The sequence below is a fragment of the Clostridioides sp. LIBA-6822 genome (assembly GCF_056688955.1).
In genome coordinates this window covers 4,223,252-4,248,349 of record NZ_CP196995.1, presented here as the reverse complement: position 1 = coordinate 4,248,349, position 25,098 = coordinate 4,223,252, and the positions used below count along the sequence as shown (strand labels likewise).

Sequence of the window (25,098 nt, the reverse complement as noted above, 5' to 3'; positions counted from 1 at the left end):
ATGAAGGGGAAATTAATTTTAGAAGATGGAACAGTATTTGAAGGAAAAGCATTTGGATATCTAAAAGAAACTGTTGGAGAAGTTGTATTTAACACTTCAATGGCTGGATATGGAGAACTATTAACAGATGCAACTTATTATGGACAAATAGTTACTATGACTTATCCACTTATAGGTAACTATGGAATAAATTTAGAAGATGTTGAATCAAATAAAGTACAAGTAAAAGGACTTATTGTAAGAGAAAAAAGTGATAACCCAAATAATTTTAGATGTGAAATGGATATAGACACATATCTAAAGCAAAATAAGGTAATAGGACTTGAAGGAATAGATACAAGAGCACTAACTAAAATTATTAGAAACAATGGAACAAAGAGAGGTATTATAACTTTAGAAAATGCATCATTACAAGATGTTAAGTCTAAGTTAGCAGAGCATTGTAACAAGGATTCAGTAAAAAATGTTACAAGAAAAGAAATTGAAAATATTAAAGGTGTTGGTTCAAAAGTTGTAGTTATAGACTTTGGTGTTAAAAATAGCATACTAGAGTCTCTTAAAGCTTGTAACTGTGATATAACTATAGTACCAGCGATGACTACATCAGAAGAAATTTTAAATATAAATCCTGACTTAATATTATTATCTAATGGACCAGGGAATCCAGAAGATGTAAATGATATAGTTGAAAATATAAAAAATTTAGTAGGTAAAAAGCCACTGACAGGAATCGGTTTAGGACATCAAATTTTGGCATTGGCATTAGGAGGAAAGACTTCAAAACTTACATTTGGACATAGAGGAGGGAATCATCCAGTTAAATGTTTAGAAACTGGAAAAGTGTTCATAACTTCTCAAAATCATGGATATAATGTTTCAGAAATGCCAGAAAATACAGAAGTAACTCATATAAATTTAAATGACAATACTATAGAAGGAATAAGACATAAAGAATTACCAATATATAGTGTTCAGTACATTCCAGAATACACAACAAGAGAAGATTTAGATTGTATATTTAACAAATTCTTAGCATTAATATAGATTTAGTATTATTTACAGATAGTAAAAACCATTTAGATAAGGAGAAAAATTTATGCCTAAATTAGATAGTATAAAGAAAACTTTAGTATTAGGGTCAGGACCAATAATAATAGGTCAAGCAGCGGAATTTGACTATTCAGGTACACAAGCTTGCCAATCTTTAAAAGAAGAAGGAATTGAGGTTGTATTAATAAACAGTAATCCAGCTACTATAATGACTGATAAAGAAGTGGCAGATAAAATATATATAGAACCATTAACAATAGAATTTATAGAAAAAATAATAGAAAAAGAAAGACCAGATAGTTTACTTGCAGGTATGGGTGGACAAACAGGATTAAACTTAGCAGTTGAACTTTATGAAAAAGGCATACTAGATAAATACGGAGTAAAGATAATAGGAACTTCAGTAGAATCTATCAAAAAAGGTGAAGATAGAGATATATTTAGAGATGTAATGAAAGAAATAAATCAGCCAGTAATAGTTAGTGATATAGTTACAGATTTACAAGCAGGTCTTGACTATGCACTTACAATAGGTTATCCAGTAGTTGTAAGACCAGCATACACATTAGGTGGAACTGGTGGAGGTATAGCTGATAATGAAGAAGAATTAAGAGAGATACTTTCACATGGATTACAATTAAGCCCAGTTGGACAAGTATTAATTGAGAAAAGTATAAAAGGCTGGAAAGAAATAGAATATGAAGTAATAAGAGATTCAAAAGGAAACTGTATTGTTGTATGTAATATGGAGAATATAGACCCAGTTGGAGTTCATACAGGAGATAGTATAGTTGTTGCCCCAACTCAAACTTTAAGTAATAAAGAATGTGCAATGCTTAAAAAAGCATCTTTAGATATATTAAATGCAGTAGAAGTTCAAGGTGGATGTAATGTTCAGTTTGCATTAAATCCGCACAGTTTTGAATATGCAGTTATTGAGATAAACCCAAGAGTTAGTAGATCATCAGCTCTAGCATCAAAAGCTACAGGATATCCAATAGCTAAAGTTTCATCAAAAATAGCTCTAGGTTATACTTTAGATGAGATAGAAAATGCAGTAACTAAAAAAACTTATGCTTGTTTTGAGCCAACTATAGATTATGTAGTAGCAAAAATACCAAAATGGCCATTTGATAAATTTAAAAAAGCAAATAGAAAATTAGGAACTAAGATGATGGCAACTGGTGAAATAATGAGTATAGGAAGTAACTTTGAAGCTGCCATTCTTAAAGGTATAAGATCGCTTGAAATAGGAAAATATTCATTAGTGCATGTGCCATCTGAAGAGAGAAGTATTGAAGAATTAAAGAAAAGAGTTGTAGCACCTGATGATGAGAGATTGTTTGACTTAGCTGAAATGATAAGAAGAGGCTATAAGTTAGAAATGATAGAGCAAATTACAGGTATAGATAAATGGTTTATAAATAAATTTAAGTGGATAGTAGAGCAAGAAGAAAAACTAAAAGTTATGAGAATTGAAGATTTAACTAAAGATTATCTTCTTGAATTAAAGAAAAAAGGATTCTCTGATAAAGGGATATCTGACTTGATGAAGATAAGCCCAGAAAAATTATATGAATTGAGAAGTCTATATAATATAAAACCAGCATATAAGATGGTTGATACTTGTGCAGGTGAGATAGATGCTATATCTCCTTACTATTATTCAACTTATGAGCAATATGATGAAGTAGTTGTTAGTGATAAGAAAAAGGTAATAGTATTGGGTTCTGGACCAATAAGAATAGGTCAAGGTATAGAGTTTGACTATTGTTCAGTTCACTGTGTAAAATCTCTAAGAAAAATGGATATAGAAACTATAATCATAAACAATAACCCTGAGACAGTAAGTACAGATTTTGATACATCAGACAAGTTGTATTTTGAACCATTAACAGAAGAAGAAGTTCTAAGTATAATTGAAAAAGAAAAACCAGAAGGTGTAATACTACAGTTTGGTGGACAAACAGCTATAAAATTAGCTAAGTTCTTACATGAGAAAAATATACCTATATTAGGGACTGATTTTGATGATATAGATGCAGCAGAAGATAGAGAAAAGTTTGATGATTTACTAGAAAAGCTAGACATAAATAGACCAAAAGGAAAAGGTGTATGGTCACTTAGTGAAGGTATTGAAGTTGCCAATGAATTAGGTTACCCAGTATTGGTTAGACCATCTTATGTACTTGGTGGTCAAGGTATGGAAATAACTTATAATGAAGAAAAATTATCTCAATACTTACAGGATGCATTTGATAGAGACCATAAGAATCCAGTACTTATAGATAAATATCTAACTGGTAGAGAAATAGAAGTAGACGCTATATGCGATAAAGAAGATATATTAATACCTGGTATAATGGAGCATTTGGAAAGAGCTGGAGTTCACTCAGGAGATAGTACAACAATGTATCCAAGTCAAAATATATCTGATGAGATAAAAGAAAAGATAGTAGAATACACTAAAAAAATAGCTTTAGAGCTTAATGTACTTGGTATGGTTAATATACAATTTATAGAATTCCAAAATGAACTATATATAATTGAGGTTAATCCTAGAGCTAGTAGAACAGTTCCATATATAAGTAAAGTTAGTGGAGTACCAATAGTTGACTTAGCGACTAAATGTATGTTAGGGGCTAAGTTAAAGGATTTAGGATATGGTACAGGAGTTTATAAAGAGCCAAAACTAGTATCAGTAAAAGTGCCAGTATTCTCAATGTCTAAATTAGCTAAGGTTGAAGTAAGTCTAGGACCTGAGATGAAGTCTACAGGAGAGGTTCTAGGTGTAGGAGAAAACTTAGAAGAAGCTTTATACAAAGGATTCTTAGCAGCAGGTAGACATATGTCTGATGAAAGAGGAGTAGTCCTTGCCACTGTTAATAATCTTGATAAAGATGAGTTTATAGAGATAGCAAAAGATATGAAAGAGTTAGGATATACTTTTGTCGCTACAGAAGGAACAGCTAAGAGTCTAAGAGAAAATGGAATAGAGGCTGATACAGTAAATAGAGTAGAAGAATCTAGACCAAACATATTAGATGCTATAAGAAATAAGCAAGTTGATATAGTGATAAATACACCAACTAAAGGTAATGACTCTACAAGAGATGGATTTAAGATAAGAAGAACAGCGATTGAGTTCTCTACTGAAATAATGACATCTTTAGATACATTAAAAGCCTTAGTAGAGGTTAAGAAGAAACATTTAAATAAAGATAAGTTAAAAGTTTACAATATAGCTGAATAGAAATTGAGTTGATTGTATAGTTTAAGAATTTAATTATTAAATTAATAAAGAAGAAGTTATTTTTTCTATGAGTTTTTACTTTTGAGATAACTTCTTTTTTTTAAGAAATTTGTAGTATAATAGAAAAAGATAAAAAATAACTGTAAATAAGTATAAAACTAGAATGTAAAAGTGAAAAATATATATAGATATTTAAAAGCTTATATTTAGTTAATGTTCTTTAGCTTGCCTAAAGAGAATTATAGGAGGTACTGTAATATGAAAGCAAAGTTAATATTAGAAGATGGGACAATTTTTATAGGAAAGGCATTTGGATATTTAGAAGAAAGTGTAGGAGAAGTAGTGTTTAATACTTCTATGATAGGATATGGTGAAGTTTTAACAGACCCTTCTTACTATGGTCAAATAGTTACTATGACTTATCCTCTTGTAGGAAATTATGGTATAAATTTATCATCAGCAGAATCTGAAAAAGTGCAAGTAAAGGGATTTATAGTAAGAGAAAAAAGTGATTCTCCAAGTAATTTTAGATGTGAAATTGATATAGACCAATATTTAAAGCAAAATAAAGTTATTGGACTTGAAGGAATAGATACAAGAGCTTTGACTAAGATACTTAGAAATAATGGAACAATGAAAGGTATAATTACATTAGAAGAGAGTAAATTAGAAGATGTAAAACATAAATTGGATAAATTCTCAAATACAGAAGCAGTTAGAACAGTTACAAGAAAAGAAGTAGAGCATATAAAAGGAAATGGTCCAAAAGTAGCTGTTATGGATTTTGGAGTTAAGAGAAACATATTAAGATCATTTGTAGCTCGTGGATGTGATGTAACAATATTTCCAGCTACAACATCTCCAGAAGATGTATTAAGCATAAATCCTGATTTAATATTCTTATCAAACGGACCTGGAGACCCAGAAGACCTAGAAGATGTTATAGAAAATATAAAAGCCCTTATTGGTAAAAAGCCTATAGTTGGTATATGCCTAGGGCATCAACTTTTAGCTTTAGCTCTTGGCGGAAAGACTGCTAAGCTTAAATTTGGACATAGAGGTGGAAATCACCCAGTTAAAGATTTAGAAGAAGGAAAAGTATTTATAACTTCTCAAAATCATGGATATTATGTTTCAGAAGTTCCTGAACAAATGAAAGTTACACATATAAATTTAAATGATAATACTGTTGAAGGAATGAGACATGAGAATCTAGATGTATACAGTGTCCAATACCATCCTGAAGCTTGCCCAGGACCAAAAGATAATGATTATATTTTCGATAAGTTTTTAGAGTTAGTAAAATAATAATACGAGGATATATAGCTAAAAAATAAGAATAACTTAAATCAAAAAATAGATTGATTTAATTAACATAGATATGTATAATGATAAAACTCAAATTTAAGATGAAATAAAGTAATTAAAATTGATTATATAGATGATAAAGATAAGAGCTGTAAAAATTGTTTAGATAAGGAGAAAGAGTTATGCCTAAATTAGATAGTATAAAGAAAACTTTAGTATTAGGGTCAGGACCAATAATAATAGGTCAAGCGGCAGAGTTTGACTATTCAGGAACACAGGCCTGCCAAGCACTAAAAGAAGAGGGAATAGAAGTTGTATTAGTTAATAGTAATCCAGCTACTATAATGACTGATAAAGAGATTGCTGATAAAATATATATAGAACCACTAACAATAGAATTTATAGAAAAAATAATAGAAAAAGAAAGACCAGATAGTTTGCTTGCAGGTATGGGTGGTCAGACAGGACTAAACTTGGCTGTAGAATTACATGATGCTGGTATATTAGATAAATACAATGTAAAAGTTATAGGAACATCTATAAATTCTATAAAAAAGGGCGAGGACAGAGATTTATTTAGAGAGGTAATGAAAGAAATAAATCAACCTGTAATAGTTAGTGATATAGTTACAAACTTAGAAGCAGGTCTTGAGTTTGCCAATAAAATAGGATATCCAGTAGTTGTAAGACCAGCATATACATTAGGTGGAACTGGTGGAGGTATAGCCGATACTGAGGAAGAATTAAGAGAAACTCTTACACATGGTTTACAATTAAGTCCAGTAGGTCAAGTTCTTCTTGAAAAGAGTATAAAAGGCTGGAAAGAAATAGAATATGAAGTAATGAGAGATGGAAATGGTAACTGTATAACTGTATGTAATATGGAAAATGTAGACCCAGTTGGAGTTCATACAGGAGATAGTATAGTTGTTGCCCCAAGTCAAACTTTAAGTGATGAAGAGTATCAATTACTTAGAAAAGCATCAATAGATATAATAAATGCAATAGAAGTTCAAGGTGGTTGTAATGTTCAAATAGCTTTAAATCCGCATAGTTTAGAATATGCGATAATAGAAATAAATCCAAGAGTTAGTAGATCATCAGCTCTAGCATCAAAAGCTACAGGCTATCCAATAGCAAAAGTAGCGGCTAAGATAGCTCTAGGATACACTTTAGATGAGATAGAAAATGCAGTAACTAAAAAAACTTATGCTTGTTTTGAGCCAACATTAGATTATGTAGTAGTAAAAATACCAAAATGGCCATTTGATAAATTTAGACATGCCAATAGAAAATTGGGAACTAAGATGATGGCAACTGGTGAAATAATGAGTATAGGAAGTAACTTTGAAGCTGCAATTCTTAAAGGGATAAGATCACTTGAAACAGGAAAATATTCATTGGTTCATGCTCCATCAGAAGGTAGAACATTAGAAGAATTAAAGGCTAGAGTAGTAGTACCTGATGATGAGAGACTGTTTGATTTAGCTGAAATGATAAGAAGAGGCTATAAAGTAGAAATGATTTCAGAAATAACTGGTGTTGATAAGTGGTTTATAAATAAATTTAAATGGATAGTAGAACAAGAAGAAAAATTAAAAGTTCTAAAAATAGAAAACTTAGACAAAGAGTATTTACATGAATTGAAGAAAAAGGGATTCTCTGATAAAGGTATATCTGACTTAATGAAAATAAGCCCAGAGAAATTATACGAATTGAGAAGTTTATATAATATACAGCCAGTTTATAAAATGGTTGATACATGTGGGGGAGAATTCGAAGCTCTATCACCTTACTATTATTCAACTTATGAGCAATATGATGAGGTAGTTGTTAGTGATAAGAGAAAGGTAATTGTATTGGGTTCTGGACCGATAAGAATAGGTCAAGGTATAGAATTTGACTATTGCTCAGTTCACTGTGTAAAATCTTTAAGAAAAATGGGCATTGAGACTATAATTGTAAACAATAACCCTGAGACAGTAAGTACAGATTTTGATACGTCAGATAAGTTATATTTTGAACCATTAACAGAAGAAGAAGTTTTAAATATAATAGAGAAAGAAAAACCAGAAGGTGTAATACTACAGTTTGGTGGACAAACAGCTATAAAATTGGCTAAGTTTTTACATGAAAAAAATATACCTATATTGGGAACAGACTTTAGAGATATAGATGCAGCAGAAGATAGAGAAAAGTTTGATGATTTACTAGAAAAGCTAGACATAAATAGACCAAAAGGAAAAGGTGTATGGACAACTAATGAGGGTGTTGAAATTGCTAAGCAGTTAGGTTACCCAGTATTGGTTAGACCATCTTATGTACTTGGTGGTCAAGGTATGGAAATAACTTATAACGAAGAAAAATTAATTCAGTATTTGGATGATGCGTTTGATAGAGACCATAAGAATCCAGTACTTATAGATAAATATCTAACTGGTAGAGAAATAGAAGTAGATGCTATATGCGATAAAGAAGATATATTAATACCTGGTATAATGGAGCATTTAGAAAGAGCTGGAGTTCACTCAGGAGATAGTACAACAATGTATCCAAGTCAAAATATATCTGATGATATAAAAGAAAAGATAGTAGAATACACTAAAAAAATGGCTTTAGAGCTTAATGTACTTGGCATGGTTAATATACAATTTATAGAATTCCAAAATGAATTATATATAATTGAGGTTAATCCTAGAGCTAGTAGAACAGTTCCATATATAAGTAAAGTTAGTGGAGTACCAATAGTTGACTTAGCGACTAAATGTATGTTAGGGGCTAAATTAAAGGATTTAGGATATGGTACAGGAGTTTACAAAGAGCCAAAACTAGTATCAGTAAAAGTGCCAGTATTCTCAATGTCTAAATTAGCTAAGGTTGAAGTAAGTCTAGGACCTGAGATGAAGTCTACAGGAGAGGTTCTAGGTGTAGGAGAAAACTTAGAAGAAGCTTTATACAAAGGATTCTTAGCAGCAGGTAGACATATGTCTGATGAAAGAGGAGTAGTCCTTGCCACTGTTAATAATCTTGATAAAGATGAGTTTATAGAGATAGCAAAAGATATGAAAGAGTTAGGATATACTTTTGTTGCTACAGAAGGAACAGCTAAAAGCTTAAGAGAAAATGGAATAGAGGCTGATATAGTAAACAGAATTGAAGAGCCTAGACCAAACATATTAGACGCTATAAGAAATAAGCAAGTTGATATAGTAATAAATACACCAACTAAAGGTAATGACTCTACAAGAGATGGATTTAAGATGAGAAGAACAGCTATTGAATTTTCTACTGAAATAATGACATCTTTAGATACATTAAAAGCATTAGTAGAGGTTAAGAAGAAACATTTAAATAAAGACAAGTTAAAAGTTTATAATATAGCAGAGTAGAATAAAATTCTTATATAAGAGGCTATAAATTTTGTATAATAAAAAGACTGTAGATAAGTTATATATTTTATACAAGTTTATTTACAGTCATATATGTTAATTGTATAGTTTATATTTATTTTAAACTATTTTAAAGGCGTTAGCTCTAGAGGCTTTCGCCTTTTATTTTAATCAATAGATAAAGGATAAAGATGATAATCATGAATTTCTTCATGTATAAGATTTTCATATTTATCATAAGAATATTTAATTGTAACAACTATCTTATCTCCCTTAGATACATTGCTATAAAGTTTTTTGTTCTTGATAGAATAGACAACATCTTTGTATAAGGCATTAACTATAAAAATTTCTGATTCATAATCAAATGTACCCATTATTGGATTATAGTGTTTTGAATCTTCTTTATAACAAAAACTATCGACAGTCATTATATAAGTGCCAAATGAAATCCATTTAGTGTCTTTAAATAAATTCATTTTTTCATTGATATAGGAAACTCCTGGTGTATCAAGAAATTTTTCTAATAACATTTTTTTATCCATATAAAAGCTCCCTTCATAATCTTTATTTATTAGGAATAAATAAGAAATTAAAATATAGTTATAAGGTTACGTATTGTAATCATTTTCTATTTCTTTTTTTAATTTCTTAATTAAGATACTTAAAATTATTAATACAATAATTGATATTATTAAAACTATAATCAGCCATGGTGGAGTTATATGACCAAAACTTCTATTTATTGTGAATGCAGTAGCAGCAAAAAGCCATCCAAATAAATTTAAAAATACAATCCTTAAATTTGATAATTTTCGTAATAAAACTTTTTTAGGTTCTATTTTTTGTTTGAATATTGAACGTAGTTCTACTGACACTTCATTATTACCATCAAATCTTTCTATTGCTTTATTTTGTGCTTCATCTATATCATATCCATTCTCAATAAACTCGTTTGTAGAATTCATTAGATGCTCTCTCAATTCTTCTTTTAAGTCTTGAATTTCTTTGCTAGTATCATTTTTATATAGTGTTCCTAAATACTCTTCTATTATTTTCATAAATCTATTCACCCCTCTTTAGAAATTTGTTCATAACGCTTTGTATAAAGTTCCACTCTTGAATTTTTACTTCTAAATTTTCTTTTCCTTCATCAGTTATATTGTAATACTTTCTTCTACTTCCAAGACCTTGGTCATTTCCCCAATATGATTTTATTAGACATTTGGATTCTAATCTTTTAAGAGATACATAGAGAGTACTTTCCTTTAATTCAAAACTTGTTTCATCTCTAACTACTTTTGCTATTTCGTAGCCATATGAATCTCCTTTGTCTAGTATTGATAATATTAAAGTATCAATATGCCCCTTAAGTACTTCTTTATTCAAGTCCATAAATTCACCTACTTTGTTTTATCATATACCTTATATTATGAGGTATATATAACTATATAATAAGACTTCTAGATTAATTTTTCAAGTATAAATTATAAAATGTACACTTACGTTAGAACTAATAGAAAAAATTAGTAAATATTAAGATTAATAGCTATACTACTGTGGATGTAGTGAAGATTATGGAGTATGATTATAAACTAATTATGTGAAAATGTTTTTACCTATATCGTGTTTTATGACTCAACTTGTATCTTTGTGTCAAAAGAAATATAATAAAGCAATGAAGGGTTATTTATGATTATATAACAACAAAATATACTGCTAAACTTTGGAAAACTAAAGATAGAATGGCAGTGCATGATTATTCTTTTAAGCGGATTAAAGGGGCTAAAAAATAGGAAATACATGGTTTATTTTAGCTTACTCGCAAAACTAACCGATAGAAAGTATAAAACCAGTAAAATAAAGGGGGATGAAATAAATGAAACGGATATTTTTGGTTGAGGATGATAAGGCAATTGCCAAGAACCTTATTCTTTTGCTAAATGCAGAAGGATTTATGGTAACCCACGCTCCCACAAGAAGTGAAGCACTTGGTGAGATTGTTGGCAATAAATTTGACTTGGCACTAATTGATATTTCCTTGCCTGACGGAAATGGATTTACGATTTGCACAGAAATTAAAGAAACAAAAGATATTCCTGTTATCTTTCTGACAGCTTCTGGAGATGAATCAAGTGTTGTTACTGGGCTGAACATGGGTGCAGACGACTATATCACAAAACCTTTTCGTCCACGTGAATTGATTGCACGAATCAAAACAGCACTAAGAAAAAGTGAGCGTTTTGGGTCAACTTTTGAAATCTGTGGGCTTTCTGTTGATACAGCAAGTGGCATTGTGAAAAAAAATGGCAACGAAGTCTTTCTTTCAGCTTTAGAATACCGCTTATTGCTGGTATTTATTAGCAATCCCAAAAGTGTTATTACGAGGGGTAGGCTGCTTGACGAATTATGGGATGCAGCGGGTGAATTTGTCAATGACAATACATTGACTGTGTATATCAAACGCTTGAGAGAGAAGATAGAGAATGACCCCTCAAGTCCGCAAATAATTCTGACTGTTCGTGGAACAGGGTATAGATTGGGGGGAGGGTATGCTTCGGAATAGGGAGTTTCGTAAATTTACTATTTTGTTCTTATTAATAACTGTTGTTACTGTAACTCTGGGATTTTCAATCAATACGGCAGCTGGAATACTTGTCATTGCTTCTGATGCCGTTTTTGGAATAGTATTTCTAATATTTACTAAATCCCGATACAAAAGTATTGCACATATTTCAGAACAAATTGATATTGTGCTTCATAATGCTGACCATCTGTATATTGCCGAGGTAGACGAAGGAGAACTTTCTATTCTGCAAAGTGAGATAACCAAAATGACATTGCGTATTAGGGAGCAAAATGACGCACTAAAAAAAGAAAAAAAACATCTAGCTGATTCTTTAGCTGATATAGCTCATCAGCTACGCACTCCTCTTACATCGGTAACTATTATCCTGTCGTTATTAGAGACTAATCCTGATGAAGATGAGAGAAAAGATTTGATACGGGAGACAGAAGAATTGCTTGTACAGGTGGATTGGTTGATTACCTCTCTATTAAAATTATCCCGATTGGATGCGGGTATTGTAGAGTTCAAAAGCGAACAGATAGATGTAAATGACTTGATATACACTGCATTTAGACCGTTTATGATTCCAATGGAACTGCACAATATTGCTTTACAAGTAGACGTACCTAAAGGGATGAGTATTCAGGGAGATTCAAGTTGGCTTTCAGAAGCAATTCAAAATATCCTTAAAAATTGTATGGAAAAGGCAGGTGATAATGGTAAGATTGAGATTGTTTGTGAGGATAACATATTGTTTACTGAGATTACTATTCATGATAGCGGAATGGGTTTTGAGAAAGAAGATTTACCATTTTTGTTTGACAGGTTCTATCGTGGAAAAAATACAAATATGGTAGGATATGGGATTGGATTATCTCTCTGTAAGATGATTATAATGCGTCAAGGAGGGACAATTACTGCAAAAAATCATCCGCAGGGTGGTGCTATATTTGCTATTCGTTTCCCAAAGTGACTAATCTCTCACCTGAAAGTCACAGAGATGTAAGTTGAAAGTTCTATTATATGGGTAAACCATAAGAAAGGAGACTCACATAATGGAGTTTTTAAAAATTCAAAATCTATGCAAGATTTACGGAAAGGGTGAAAATCAGGTCACTGCACTCGACCATGTTTCACTTACTATCCAAAAGGGAGAATTTACAGCAATTATCGGCTCATCTGGGTCTGGTAAATCTACGCTGTTACACGCCATTGCAGGTGTAGACGTGCCAACAAGTGGAAAGATATATTTGGAGGGGCAGGATGTATATGGTCAGAGTAATGAAAAACTCGCTATTTTCCGCAGACGACAGGTTGGATTGATTTATCAGTTTCACAATCTGATACCAACACTAAATGTAGTGGAAAATATTACCCTACCTATACTTATGGACAAGCGAAGGGTTAACCAAGAACGACTAAATGACCTTTTAGAGTTACTTGGACTAAAAGAACGAAAAACGCATTTACCAAACCAGCTTTCTGGAGGTCAGCAACAACGTGTAGCTATCGGTCGTGCTTTGATGAATGCACCAGCAGTTATGCTTGCTGATGAACCTACTGGAAGTCTAGACAGTAAAAATGGACAGGACATTATACAGTTACTGAAAGAAAGCCATAATAAATATCACCAGACACTTATAATTGTCACACATGATGAAAATATTGCTCTGCAGGCAGATAGAATTATATGTATTGCAGATGGAAAAGTAGTGCGTGATGAAAGACAGGTGAATCGTCCATGAATATTTTCAACAAAGTTGCCCTGCAAGGACTGAAAAAAAATCGTACACGAACTCTTGTAACGATTATAGGAGTTGTGCTATCTGCTGCCATGATTACAGCAGTCACGACTTTTGGAGTTTCTTTGATAGACTATATGACAAAGGGTGCTATTTCGAAATATGGTGATTGGCACATTGATTTTTTAGATGTTGATTCATCTTTCGTCCAGAAACAGAAAGGTAATGATAAAGTTTCAAATACTACAGTATTTGAAAATGTTGGATATGCAACGCTTAGTGGCAATAGAAACCCAGATAAACCGTATCTTTTTATAGCTGGATTTAACGAAGAAACTTTTGATACTGTGCCTATAGATTTGATATCTGGCAGATTACCTAAAAACAGTGGGGAAATTATTGTTTCGAGTAAGATTGCAACAGATGGTGGTGTCAAATTCTCAGTAGGTGATACTATTTCCTTGAATGTAGGTAAACGTATAAATGGAAATAATAGACTTGGTCAAGGTAACCCATACACTGCTGGAAGTGAAACCTTTGTATCACAAGACAAGAGAACATATAAAGTTGTTGGTATATGTCGAAAACCCGTGTTTGAGGAATCTTCTGCACCAGGATATACTTTGATAACCAAAGCAGATGCACAATTCAAAGTGGATAGCTTTAGTTTGTTTGCAACATTGAAAAATCCGCGCCAAGTTCATTCCTATGCAAGTAGCACTGGAGAGAATGCTTACATTTTAAATGATAATGTGTTGCGTTTCATGGGAGCTTCTGACAACAATCTGTTCAATGTGTTTTTATATTCAGTTGGCGGAATTGTACTTGCTATCATAATGATTGGATCAATTTTTCTAATCTATAATTCGTTTAATATGTCACTGAATGAACGCACACAGCAGTTTGGAATCCTTTCATCTGTTGGAGCTACAGCAAAGCAGTTACGGAATTCAGTGTTGTTTGAGGGGCTTTGTATTGGTGCTATTGGGATACCAATTGGTGTTGCAGTTGGTATAGTCAGTATTGAGCTTGTAATTTCTGTTATTGCCAAAAACTTTGCAAATGTTCTATACACTAACGTCCCTTTGACCTTGACGTTGTCTATTCCTGCAATCATCGTTGCAGTAGTAGTCAGCATGGTTACCATCTTAATCTCAGCCTATATTCCAGCTAGAAAAGCAGCAAGTACACCAGTAATGGAGTGTATACGCCAGACAAACGAAGTAAAAGTCGAATCTAAAGCTGTGAAGACATCAAATCTTGCGCAACGCATTTATGGTTTGGAGGGAACCCTTGCACTGAAAAATTTTAAAAGAAATAAGAAACGCTATCGCAGTATAGTTCTATCATTAGCTCTAAGTATAGTGCTATTCATATCAACTAGTGCTTTGGTAGAGGATTTGAAACAGATGTCAAGTCAGAAGTCAGAGGTTACTGACCATGACATTATTTTTTCTACACAAGGTATGAGAGACAGTGAAATGCTAAAGCTTTATGATAAGATGAAGAGTGCCAATGGTGTTTACGAAGGCTTGTATCAAGAAATTATGACCTATTCATGTGTTGTTAAAGAAAATAAGCTTACAGATAACTATTTGCACCATGAGGGTTTACATTCAAAGAATAAAACAGTTAATCTACCAGTAGATATGCAGTTTCTTGATGATAGTACTTATCTGAATATTATCAAAGGTCTTGGATTAAACACAAAAGAATATACTGGGAAAAATGCAAAAATGATTGCTGTTTCTATGGTTGTTGAGGATGAGCATACTATTGATATTTTCAAAAATTCTTCCATGGATGTTAATCTTATTCCTGAAACCAATGGTGAGTTGAAGAAAGTTGAAAAGCAAAATGTAAACATTACATTTGTAAAAATAGTACCACCTGATTCTCCTCCAGGTGTAAGAAACTCCAATCATAAACAAGCAAGCTTTAGAGTATTGGCTCCTTATTCAGCCAAAGATAAGTTTGAGACTCTCGATGCTTCTACAGGAATTAAAAGCATGGGATTTCAATCAAAGAATCCAACTAAGTCAGTTGAAGAAATGGAAAAGATTATCGAGAGCGAGGGGATTACAGTTGAGCATAATCTGTACAATATGTATGGAATGATGGATGAGAACCGCAATTACATCTTCATTGTTAACGTATTCGCCTATACTTTCATCATTATGATTTCTCTTATTTCTGTTGCTAATGTGTTCAATACAATTTCTACGAATATCAAGTTACGCCGTAGAGAGCTTGCCATGCTTCGCTCTGTTGGAATGTCTGAGCGTGATTTTCAAAAAATGATGAATTTTGAGTGTGTTTTTTATGGTATGAGGGCTCTACTTTTCGGGCTCCCTATAGCAGTAATTTCTTCTTGGCTAATTCATAAAGGAATGGTCACAGATGATATTAACTTTACGTTTCCATGGGTAAGTATCGGAATCAGCGTGTTTGGCGTTCTCTTTATCGTATTCATTACAATGCTGTATACTATTAATAAGATAAAAAAAGAAAATATTATTGATGCACTTAGAGATGAGATGGCTTAATTTAAGACATATATTAATTTTATGAAAAACTCTTCTTGAAAGATGGTGCAAGAAAAGAATATTAATTTATACTAAAAACAGGTGGGAATTGGCATTAGCTATTTTCCCACCTGTTTTCTTAAAAATTTTACTGAGAGAAGGCAATTACACTAAACATCTTAAATCAATTTCTCTCTTTTTAACTTGTATCTGAATTTCAGTTAGAAGCTCTTCTTCATTGTTTGTAGACAAAGGGTCTATTATAGGTATTTCATATATATAATTTTCAATAGGTATTCTTTTATACTCAACATAATCGACCAGCTTCTTAAAAGCAGTATAATTTTCTTTGTAAGGTCCCTTATATGTCATACAGATAAAGTCGCCAGCTGAAATTTCTGTTATATATTTTTGTGATTTTGTGTCAAATAAATCTCTTTCAACTGTAACAAAACTATTGTCATAAATGACTTTATCTTCCTTTAAAAATCTATCTATAGATACAAGTCCACTCACACCACCATAAAACACAGATATATTATCTTCTAATATATTTGCTATTTGTCTTCTCGAAAGTTCCATAGTTTCTTCACTACTTAATCCTTCTTCATATTCTATAGATAAGATACTTCTTCGTGGAATATGCTTTCTTACTATTTTATTAACATCATCTACTTTCATACCCTTTTCCATTGTTTCTTTCTTAGTACTTAGTACCTTTTTTATAAGTTCTAATTCTTTAATTTTTTCGTCAACTATGTTAATTTTATTAGTTAGTAGTTTTAGAATTTCTTCATTGTTTTCATCAAGTTTAGATTTAATTTCCTTTAGAGGCATACCTAGATATTTTAAGTATTTTATAATATCTAATTGTGAAAATTGGTCAATTGAGTAATATCTGTAATTGCTTTCTTGATCAACATGAACGGGTTTAAATAAATCTATTTGGTCATAGTATCTTAGTGTCTGTATACTTATTTTATGAAGTTTTGACATTTCTCCTATTGAAAACTTTTTACTCATACAATCACCTCATTTGAGATTTAAAATATATTCCATGGATATTTATCAGGTGGATGACATGTAAATTCCATTTTTTCTTTTGTAGTAGGATGATAGATTTCTATTTTATTAGACCAAAGAGATATTTGTTGTCCAACTTTATTTACTTCTTTACCATATCTTTGGTCTCCATATAATGGATGTTTTCTGCTTGCAAACTGAACCCTTATTTGATGAGAACGACCAGTTTTCAGGTTAACTTGAACTAAACTTAGATTTTCTTTAAAGTCTAATATCTTATAGTCAAGCTCGGCTTCTTTAGCATCTTTATGATTTTTTTTCACTACAGTTACCATATTGGTCTTTTTATTCTTATATAAAAAATCTTTTAATGTATCTTCATAAGATTTCATTTTTCCATGTACAATAGCTAGGTAAGTTTTGTTGAAAGTCTTATTTCTTACTTGTTCAGACAGTCTTGATGCTGCTTTTGATGTTTTTGCAAAAACCATAACTCCACCTACTGGTCTATCCAATCTATGTATTAAACCGATATATACATTTCCAGGTTTGTTATACTTTTTTTTTATATAGTCTTTTAAAAGATTTACCATATCTTTATCATTAGTATCATCTCCTTGAGACAATATATTAACTGGTTTTTCTACAACTAATAAATGGTTATCTTCATATATGACTTTTATCATTATTTTTTCTCCCATCTTCCAAATATACCACAAGGAAGAATCTTACCATCTCTAGAAGCTGGTATTCCTAACTCTCCTCCATATATATCTCCTGCATTTGTTTTTTTGCCTATTGTTGTAGAAAGTACATTTTCAAGAACTATTGGAGAAAAGCCTGTTGTATAAGAATTAATCAAGAAAAATAATGGGTCATCTGATAAAACTCCCATACATAAGTCTACAAAACTATATAGTTTTTCTTCTATTTGCCATACTTCTCCCTTAGGTCCCCTTCCGTAAGAAGGTGGGTCCATTATTATTGCATCATATTTTTTACCCCTTCTTATTTCTCTCTCAACAAACTTTACAACATCATCTACTATAAATCTTACTGTTTGATTTTTAAGACCTGATAACTCTATGTTTTCTTTTGCCCAATTAACCATACCTTTTGCTGCATCAACATGGCATACTTCTGCACCAGCAGATGCACAAGCTACTGTAGCTCCTCCTGTATATGCAAACAGATTTAACACTTTTATAGGTCTGTTAGCTTTCTTTATTTTGTCTATCATCCAATCCCAATTGGCTGCTTGCTCTGGGAACAATCCAGTATGTTTGAATCCAGTTGGTTTAATGTGAAACTTTAAGTTTTTATAATTTATAGTCCATTGTTCAGGGTATCTTTTTTTATGTTCCCATTGACCTCCACCTTTATTACTTCTATGATAATGTCCATGAGGATTTTTCCATAGAGACCATTCAGATTCCATTGGCCATACAACTTGTGGGTCTGGTCTTCTAAGTACATAATTACCCCAACGTTCTAATTTTTCTCCATTTCCCATATCTATAAGTTCATATTCTTTCCATTTATCTGCTAATAATAACATATCTTTCCTCCTATAAAATAACTCTCAATCCTATGTATTATACCACAAAATCAGTCATTTTTTGCTGTTTTAGATACTTTCTATTCTTTGCATTTACTATTAACATTATTACTGTTTTAAGCATATTATATTGTATCTGATTTTTTTAATAAAAGGGGGAGGATTTTAATGGAAAATTATCAATCTACAAATACTTGTACATATAACATATTATATGTGCAATTTAATGAAGACTTTGAAAGAAGTAAGTATTTTTCATACGATGTAAAATATCCTATAATATACAATATTAGAAATCAATCTACTTATGTAAATCCAGCGATTTTAAATAACATAAACAATGCTGTAAAAATGACTGTAAACAATTTTAAAAATGGTTTACAGGAAGAAGAACAAGAATATAATAATGCAGCTTCTCAAAATTCACTTCCAAAGCAAAGCTACTGGGTATCTACAAATTATGCAGTTACTTTTAATAAAAATTATGTGCTAAGTATGATATTAAGTCTTATGGCGTTTACTAGTAACTCTGGACCTAAATATAATACATTGAATAATTACAATATAGATTTGACAACTGGAAAAGAACTTTTGCTTGATGACGTTTTTAGAGATGGGGTTGATTATATAAATATAATAACTGATTATATAAAATCTCAAATAAATGAAAATAGAGATATGTATTATTCTAATGTGGAACTAGTCATACCTGAGGACCAAGCTTTTTATCTTACAGATGATGGAATTGTTGTTTATTTTGGTGTTGATGAGATAGCACCTGAAAGTTTTGGAATACCTAAGTTCAAGCTTAAGTTTTCTGATTTTGGAAATTTCATAAATTCACGTTTCTATTGTATCTCTCCAGATATATATGTTCAATCAAGAGGAAAATCGAAGCATTTTATAGGATAAAAATATAGATAATTCTAAGCCCTATTTTAGTATTTATACTGGAGTAGGGTTAAGATTTATCTATCTTAAATAATGTGATTTAAATAGTACTATTTATATGTGTTAATTATATAAATTTAGACATATTGATAAATATTTAAAATAGCACGATTGTTTTGTATTAAAAGTTTTAACTTTTGAATCAACAAGAGGATTATATTATCATATACATTTAAGTCACTATTTTTTTTTATACATTTGCTGATAAGCAGAGTTTTTATTAATAACCTCTACATTCAAATTGGGATTACTTACCACTTCATATAAAAAGAGTTTTCCTAATTTTAATCTGATATTCATCTCCAACCTGTTCCATTCATAGCCTTTGAACAATTCTTTTAATAAAAAAACTTCGCCACAATTGATGTTTTTTAATTCATCTATTGCTTCTTTTAACAGACTATTCATATTATTTCCTCCAATTTGTGTAAACTCATTAATTTCATTATATTGGTAATTTTTGACATAGTCAAACAAATTATAAAGGAATTATTATGGTGTCAAAAGTTAACAGTATTGACACTAAAAAACCATTTTAGTAAAATGGATAAAGATGATTAGATACAAGCCTCTAGGCAACTTCTGTACTAAATCTTTATGTTAGGAAGTGATTATTATTATATATGGATATTGTCGTGTAAGTACAAAAAATCAAACAGATAACAATAGTCTGTATCAGCAACAACAGGAAATATTGAGCAAATATAACGATGCTAAGATAATAAAAGAAACTTATACAGGTACTACTACAAATAGACCTAAATTTGAAAAAGTTATATCATCTCTGAAAAAGGGCGACTTACTTGTTGCAACTAAATTAGATAGGCTAGCTAGAAGTACATCAGAAGGAATACAATTAATAGAAGGATTATTTGCTAAAGAAGTAAGTGTTCATATTTTAAATATAGGACTCTTAGAAAATACTTCAATGGGTAAATTTTTTCTAACTACATTGCTTGCAGTTGCAGAGCTTGAAAGAAATATGATAATAGAGCGTACTCAATTAGGCAAGGAATTTGCTAGAAAGAAAAAGGATTTTAAAGATGGTAGACCAAAGAAATACAGTAATCAACAGATACAATATGCATTAGGATTATTAAACTCTAAACCGTATAGAGAGGTTGTGAAGATGACTGGAATCTCTAAAAGCACACTTATTCGTGCAAAAAAATCAATATAATAGAGAGATAATTTATGAAAAATTAGAGGTATAAATAAACTAAAGATATTTATATCTCTAACTAATCTTATTTTAAATTATAATGCATAAAAAATTCTTAAAGGTTTTGTAAAATATTTTTTATATTATATAATTTTACTGTTAGGGTATATCTGATTAAAGATATTAAGTAATATTAAAATATTTAACTATAGTATATCTATAAAGAGATAATAAATCTTTAAAAATTTATGTGTTACATAAAAAATTAATGATTTATGTAATTATTTAAGGAACAACATAAAAATAGGTATATCTTAGAGTGACATTAGTTATTCTAAGGTATACCTATTTTTGTGCTAAATATTTTAAACATTGTAAAAAAAATATCAAAAATATATTGACTCTATAGTTACTATAGAGTTTATAATTAGAACTGTAAAAAGACAAAATAAGTGTAAGATTTTTAGGAATTATAACAAATATAAAAGTATACTTAAAAAATTTGTACTAAGATTAAGCTAAATTGGTGAAATTTGGCAGGGAAAACGTTGTATAAATAAGTCAAACCAGGAGGGAATTAAAATGAGTAATAATATTAATCAAGATTTAGAGACAAAAATAATACATTGGGGACATAGTGCAGACCCAACGACAGGTGCATTAGCTACACCAATATGCCAAACAGCAACATTTGCAGCAAAGACAGTAGAACATTTTGAAGAGTTATGTATGACATGGGGATATGTATATACAAGAGAGTGTAATCCTACACTTACAGAATTAGAGGATAAATTAGCTATGCTTGAAAATGCAGAAAGTGCAATATCTAGTACATCAGGCATGGGGGCAATAACATCTACTATATTAGCATTAGTAAAAAGTGGAGACCATATAGTTAGTTCAGATGGGATATTCTCGCACACTAAATTATTTATGTCTGAATTATTATCTAAATTTGGAGTTGAAGTTACATTTGTAGATGCAGTAAATCCGCAAAATATAAAAGATGCAATGAAGCCAAATACTAAGATTGTTTATATAGAAAGTCCTTTAAACCCTTCATTGGATTTGGTAGATATAAAAACAATAGCTGAAATTGCTCATGAAAATAAAAGCTTAGCAATAGTTGACAGTACTTTTGGTACACCAATTATACAAAGACCGATAGATTTAGGTGCAGATTTAGTAATACATAGTCTTACTAAATTTATAAATGGACATGGGGATACTTTAGGGGGATCAGTAGCAGGTTCGAAGGAATTAATAGACTTAGTTAGATGGCCAAGTTTATGTTGTTTTACAGGAGCATCTTTACCACCAATGAGTGCATGGATGATTTTAAGAGGTATGAAAACGTTAGATATGAGAATGAAAAAGCATTGTGAGAATGGATTAGCAGTAGCAGAGTTCTTGGAACAAGAAGAAAGCGTGGAATTAGTAAAATATCCAGCACTAAAATCTCATCCTCAATATGAGCTTTGTAAAACTCAAATGAATGGTTTAGGTGGAGGTGTAGTTTCATTTAAACTAAAAGATGGTATCAATGGTTTGACAAGAGACCAAGCTAGTAGAAGATTAATGAACTCTTTAGAACTTGCAACAATAGCAACAAGTTTAGGAGAAGAGCATACATTAGTTCAAATGAATGGAGAAAATCTAATAAGAATAGCTGTAGGATTAGAATCTTCAAATGATATAATAAACGATTTTAAACAAGCGATAGAAAAATTAAAATAAAATTATATGAATAAAATTACAAATAACAAAATTTTAAGGAGAGAAAATCAATGGAAAACAAAAGTAATGTTAAAAGATTTTTGATAATATTCATATTGGCATTTGGAACAACAGCTATGTATAGTTTACCATATATGAAATCATCATTTTATGACCCAATGCAACAAGCTTTAGCATTAAGTCATACACAAATAGGGAACTTATTGAGTTTATATGGATTAGTAGGAATGGTATCTTATTTTATAGGAGGATGGTTTGCAGATAGATTCTCAGTTAGAAAGCTGATAACTTTTTCTTTAATTGCTTCAGGGTTACTTGGGTTTTACTTCTCAACATTCCCATCATATAATATGATTCTTTTAATATTTGTATTGTGGGGATTTACAACAATATTAACTTTCTTCTCAGCATCTGTTAAAGTTGTTAGAATGCAAGGTAGTGAATCAGAGCAAGGAAGAATATTTGGTTTTTATGAAGGATTATCAGGTGTATCAGGTACATTAATTTCTTTTATAGGTCTTTATTTCTTTGGTAAATTTGCTGAAATAACAATAGGATTCAAATATGTAGTATGGTTATATTCTGCAGCATCTATAATATGTGGTATACTTTTATTCTTCTTAGTAGAAGAGAAAAAAGATACTGGAGCATCAGATGAAGGCTTAAGCATTAAATCACTATTAAAAGTAGTTACAATGCCAAAGGCTTGGTTAATTGGTCTTATAATATTTTCAACTTACCTAGTATTCTCAAGTTTAACTTACTTAAGCCCATATTTATCAGAAGTTTATGTAATGCCAATGACTTTAGTTTCAGCTCTATCAATAATTAGAACTTATGTTATAAAAATGGGAGCATCTCCTGTTGCTGGTGTCATAACAGATAAAGTTGGCTCATCTATAAGAGTAATGTTTGTAGGATTTATACTAATGACAGTAAGTACAGCTGCCTACTTGGTAATTCCTAAAGGTGCAGGGTTTATATGGATAGCTGTAATAAATATGATAATACTAAGTGTAATCTTGTTTGGATTTAGAGGAATATACTTTGCATCTGTTTCAGAATCTAATATATCTTTAGAAACTACAGGAGCAGTAGTTGGATTTGCCTCATTTATAGGATTTTCTCCAGACGCATTTTATTACACTATAGCAGGTAATTGGTTAGATAAATATGGACAAACAGGATATACATATATATTCATTTTATCTGTAGTATGTGCAGTTATAGGTATATTTGCCACTTATGCTCTAAATAAGATAAATAAAAGAGAAAATAACAATTTGAATAACAAGATTGCTTAATAACGAGATTGATTAAATACTTATAATTATTATATAACTCTACCTATTTTTATGGAAATGGGTAGAGTTGTTCATATTTAAATATTAAAGTGAAAATTTAAAATATAAGAACGTGGAGATTAAATATGTTAACATTGTGGGAAAATGGAATTATAGTTATATTTGCATTTATATTATTAGGGATAGGTTATTATTTTTCTAGAAATGTAAAAGATATGGAGAGCTATTACCTAGGAAATCGAAGCTTACCATGGTCATTGATAGTAGGCACTTTGGTTGCTTCGTGGTATGGAGGCGTTGGTACGGTAGGTAGTGTAGAGTATGCGGCTATATATGGAATATCTGCATGGGCAGTTTGGTCAATAGCTGCACATATTGGAAGGATGCCTTTAGCATTATGGGTTGGGCCGAGGATTCATATAAGAACCAATATAACAGTTCCTGATTTATTAGAAAGCTTTTATGGTAAACAGGTTGCTATAATTGGGGCAATTTTGATGTTTATATATTGTGCACAACTTGGAGAAATAACAGCTATGGGAACTATAGGTAATGTAGCTTGGGGAATAGATAAAGAATTGATTGGTTTAATAATGGTAGTTGTAGTCGTTGTACTTACAGTACTTGGTGGGCTTATGGGAGTTGCCATTACAGATATGGTATTATTTTTTTGCATGGTATTTGGTCTAACTATGGTTATGCCAGGTCAATTTGAACAAATAGGAGGTTTTCAAGGTCTTACAGAAGCACTTAAAGATGCACCTCAGCTTATGCATCCTACTAAAGGTATGTCAGCGATGAAAGCATTGATGTTAATTGTATATTCTTTTGGAGCTTATTCAGACCCAACTTTTTATCAAAGATTTTCAGCAGCAGACTCCCCTAAAGTTGGTAGAAGGGCCTTATTAACTTGTTTTTCTTTATGGATATGTTTTGATATGGTTTTAACTATGACAGGTCTTATAGTAAGAGCCACTTATCCAGAAATGGCACCAGCTGCTGGGTACATAACTTTAGTTTTGGAGACATTACCACAAGGAATAAGAGTAATATTTATAATAGGAATCTTAGGTTCTATAGTATCAACATTAGATAGTTATTATTTAGCGGCAGGAGCTACCTTGGCAAATGATATATATGGAAGAATTACGAAAAAGGAGTTATCTCAGAAACAATTAGTAAAGTTTACTAGAATAGGTGTATGTTTAGCAGCAGTTATGGGACTTAGTGTAGCATTTAGATTTGAAAATGTATATGATGCATGTATATTTGTAGGAAGTATCTGGATGGGTTCAGCATTTGTACCTATAGTAGGTGGACTTCTTGGAAATGGAAGGAGGACATCTATGGGTGGAGTTCTAGGAATGATTGTAGGGGGAGTTACTTTTGGTTATTTTAAAATATTCCCAGTCCAAAGTTTTGAGCTAGAACCTCTTGTAATGGCTATACCTCTTTCATTTATTGCATGGATAATTGGAAACAGAATAGGTGAAAATTTAAATACACAAAATAATCTATAAAAGGAGA

At 31.0% G+C, this 25,098-nt stretch carries 20 protein-coding genes; 13 read left to right on the top strand and 7 right to left on the bottom strand.

Going from position 1 to position 25,098, the window contains the following annotated elements; translation table 11 throughout:
* From carA (ACTG48_RS20160) to carB (ACTG48_RS20145), 4 genes are all read left to right on the top strand, one after another.
* The gene (gene carA / locus ACTG48_RS20160; RefSeq protein ID WP_021386549.1) at window positions 1–1,044 is read left to right on the top strand and encodes a glutamine-hydrolyzing carbamoyl-phosphate synthase small subunit; all 1,044 of its coding nucleotides are present in this window, start codon (window positions 1–3) and stop codon (window positions 1,042–1,044) included.
* A 52-nt stretch (window positions 1,045–1,096) separates the two neighbouring features.
* Entirely contained in the window at window positions 1,097–4,303 is a 3,207-nt protein-coding gene (carB, locus tag ACTG48_RS20155) for a carbamoyl-phosphate synthase large subunit (RefSeq protein WP_479917793.1), read from the top strand.
* Between the two features lie 258 nt (window positions 4,304–4,561).
* On the top strand, window positions 4,562–5,611 hold the full coding sequence (gene carA, locus ACTG48_RS20150) for a glutamine-hydrolyzing carbamoyl-phosphate synthase small subunit (protein ID WP_479917792.1): 1,050 nt from the start codon (window positions 4,562–4,564) through the stop codon (window positions 5,609–5,611).
* A 182-nt stretch (window positions 5,612–5,793) separates the two neighbouring features.
* Window positions 5,794–9,000, top strand: coding sequence for a carbamoyl-phosphate synthase large subunit (gene carB / locus ACTG48_RS20145; RefSeq protein WP_479917791.1), 3,207 nt, complete (start codon window positions 5,794–5,796; stop codon window positions 8,998–9,000).
* Between the two features lie 167 nt (window positions 9,001–9,167).
* Here carB (ACTG48_RS20145) and ACTG48_RS20140 read toward each other — a convergent pair whose 3' ends face one another.
* The 3 genes from ACTG48_RS20140 to ACTG48_RS20130 all read right to left on the bottom strand — a co-directional run bounded on the left by ACTG48_RS20140 (window position 9,168) and on the right by ACTG48_RS20130 (window position 10,395).
* Entirely contained in the window at window positions 9,168–9,545 is a 378-nt protein-coding gene (locus ACTG48_RS20140; RefSeq protein ID WP_021386512.1) for a hypothetical protein, read from the bottom strand.
* Between the two features lie 66 nt (window positions 9,546–9,611).
* Entirely contained in the window at window positions 9,612–10,061 is a 450-nt protein-coding gene (locus ACTG48_RS20135) for a permease prefix domain 1-containing protein (protein ID WP_021386516.1), read from the bottom strand.
* 4 nt (window positions 10,062–10,065) lie between these two features.
* On the bottom strand, window positions 10,066–10,395 hold the full coding sequence (locus ACTG48_RS20130; protein WP_021386501.1) for a PadR family transcriptional regulator: 330 nt from the start codon (window positions 10,393–10,395) through the stop codon (window positions 10,066–10,068).
* A gap of 484 nt (window positions 10,396–10,879) precedes the next feature.
* Between ACTG48_RS20130 and ACTG48_RS20125 the strand changes: the two genes are divergently transcribed.
* From ACTG48_RS20125 to ACTG48_RS20110, 4 genes are all read left to right on the top strand, one after another.
* Window positions 10,880–11,566 carry a response regulator transcription factor gene (locus tag ACTG48_RS20125; protein WP_021386518.1) on the top strand — a complete coding sequence of 229 codons (687 nt, stop codon included), beginning with the start codon at window positions 10,880–10,882 and terminating at the stop codon, window positions 11,564–11,566.
* Complete coding sequence (locus ACTG48_RS20120) at window positions 11,553–12,542, top strand: sensor histidine kinase (RefSeq protein ID WP_021386510.1); 990 nt, start codon at window positions 11,553–11,555, stop codon at window positions 12,540–12,542. Before ACTG48_RS20125 ends, ACTG48_RS20120 begins: the two co-directional genes overlap by 14 nt.
* An 82-nt stretch (window positions 12,543–12,624) precedes the next feature.
* Entirely contained in the window at window positions 12,625–13,314 is a 690-nt protein-coding gene (locus ACTG48_RS20115; protein ID WP_021386515.1) for an ABC transporter ATP-binding protein, read from the top strand.
* Entirely contained in the window at window positions 13,311–15,857 is a 2,547-nt protein-coding gene (locus ACTG48_RS20110) for an ABC transporter permease (protein ID WP_479917790.1), read from the top strand. The genes ACTG48_RS20115 and ACTG48_RS20110 overlap by 4 nt, the downstream gene beginning before the upstream one ends.
* Window positions 15,858–16,001: 144 nt before the next feature.
* On the opposite strand, the gene ACTG48_RS20105 is transcribed toward ACTG48_RS20110, so the two are convergent.
* The 3 genes from ACTG48_RS20105 to ACTG48_RS20095 are packed head-to-tail and all read right to left on the bottom strand — an operon-like array spanning window position 16,002 to window position 18,417.
* Entirely contained in the window at window positions 16,002–16,859 is an 858-nt protein-coding gene (locus ACTG48_RS20105; protein WP_021386502.1) for a MerR family transcriptional regulator, read from the bottom strand.
* Window positions 16,860–16,879: 20 nt separating this feature from the next.
* Window positions 16,880–17,545: an RluA family pseudouridine synthase gene (locus tag ACTG48_RS20100; protein WP_021386503.1), complete on the bottom strand. Its 666-nt coding sequence runs from the start codon at window positions 17,543–17,545 to the stop codon at window positions 16,880–16,882.
* Window positions 17,545–18,417 carry a class I SAM-dependent methyltransferase gene (locus ACTG48_RS20095; protein ID WP_479917789.1) on the bottom strand — a complete coding sequence of 291 codons (873 nt, stop codon included), beginning with the start codon at window positions 18,415–18,417 and terminating at the stop codon, window positions 17,545–17,547. Before ACTG48_RS20095 ends, ACTG48_RS20100 begins: the two co-directional genes overlap by 1 nt.
* Window positions 18,418–18,585: 168 nt before the next feature.
* Here ACTG48_RS20095 and ACTG48_RS20090 point away from each other — a divergent pair, with 168 nt between their 5' ends.
* Window positions 18,586–19,329 carry a DUF3298 and DUF4163 domain-containing protein gene (locus tag ACTG48_RS20090; RefSeq protein WP_021386514.1) on the top strand — a complete coding sequence of 248 codons (744 nt, stop codon included), beginning with the start codon at window positions 18,586–18,588 and terminating at the stop codon, window positions 19,327–19,329.
* A gap of 219 nt (window positions 19,330–19,548) precedes the next feature.
* On the opposite strand, the gene ACTG48_RS20085 is transcribed toward ACTG48_RS20090, so the two are convergent.
* Window positions 19,549–19,776, bottom strand: a complete 228-nt coding sequence (locus ACTG48_RS20085; RefSeq protein ID WP_021386506.1) for a single-stranded DNA-binding protein — start codon at window positions 19,774–19,776, stop codon at window positions 19,549–19,551.
* Between the two features lie 202 nt (window positions 19,777–19,978).
* Here ACTG48_RS20085 and ACTG48_RS20080 point away from each other — a divergent pair, with 202 nt between their 5' ends.
* From ACTG48_RS20080 to ACTG48_RS20065, 4 genes are all read left to right on the top strand, one after another.
* Window positions 19,979–20,548: a recombinase family protein gene (locus tag ACTG48_RS20080; RefSeq protein ID WP_074178786.1), complete on the top strand. Its 570-nt coding sequence runs from the start codon at window positions 19,979–19,981 to the stop codon at window positions 20,546–20,548.
* A 564-nt stretch (window positions 20,549–21,112) separates the two neighbouring features.
* Entirely contained in the window at window positions 21,113–22,267 is a 1,155-nt protein-coding gene (locus tag ACTG48_RS20075) for a trans-sulfuration enzyme family protein (protein WP_021386505.1), read from the top strand.
* A gap of 50 nt (window positions 22,268–22,317) precedes the next feature.
* A complete protein-coding gene (locus ACTG48_RS20070; RefSeq protein WP_021386483.1) occupies window positions 22,318–23,571 on the top strand; it encodes an MFS transporter in 1,254 nt (417 codons plus the stop codon).
* A 125-nt stretch (window positions 23,572–23,696) separates the two neighbouring features.
* On the top strand, window positions 23,697–25,091 hold the full coding sequence (locus ACTG48_RS20065) for a sodium:solute symporter family protein (RefSeq protein WP_479917788.1): 1,395 nt from the start codon (window positions 23,697–23,699) through the stop codon (window positions 25,089–25,091).
* Window positions 25,092–25,098: the final 7 nt, after the last annotated feature.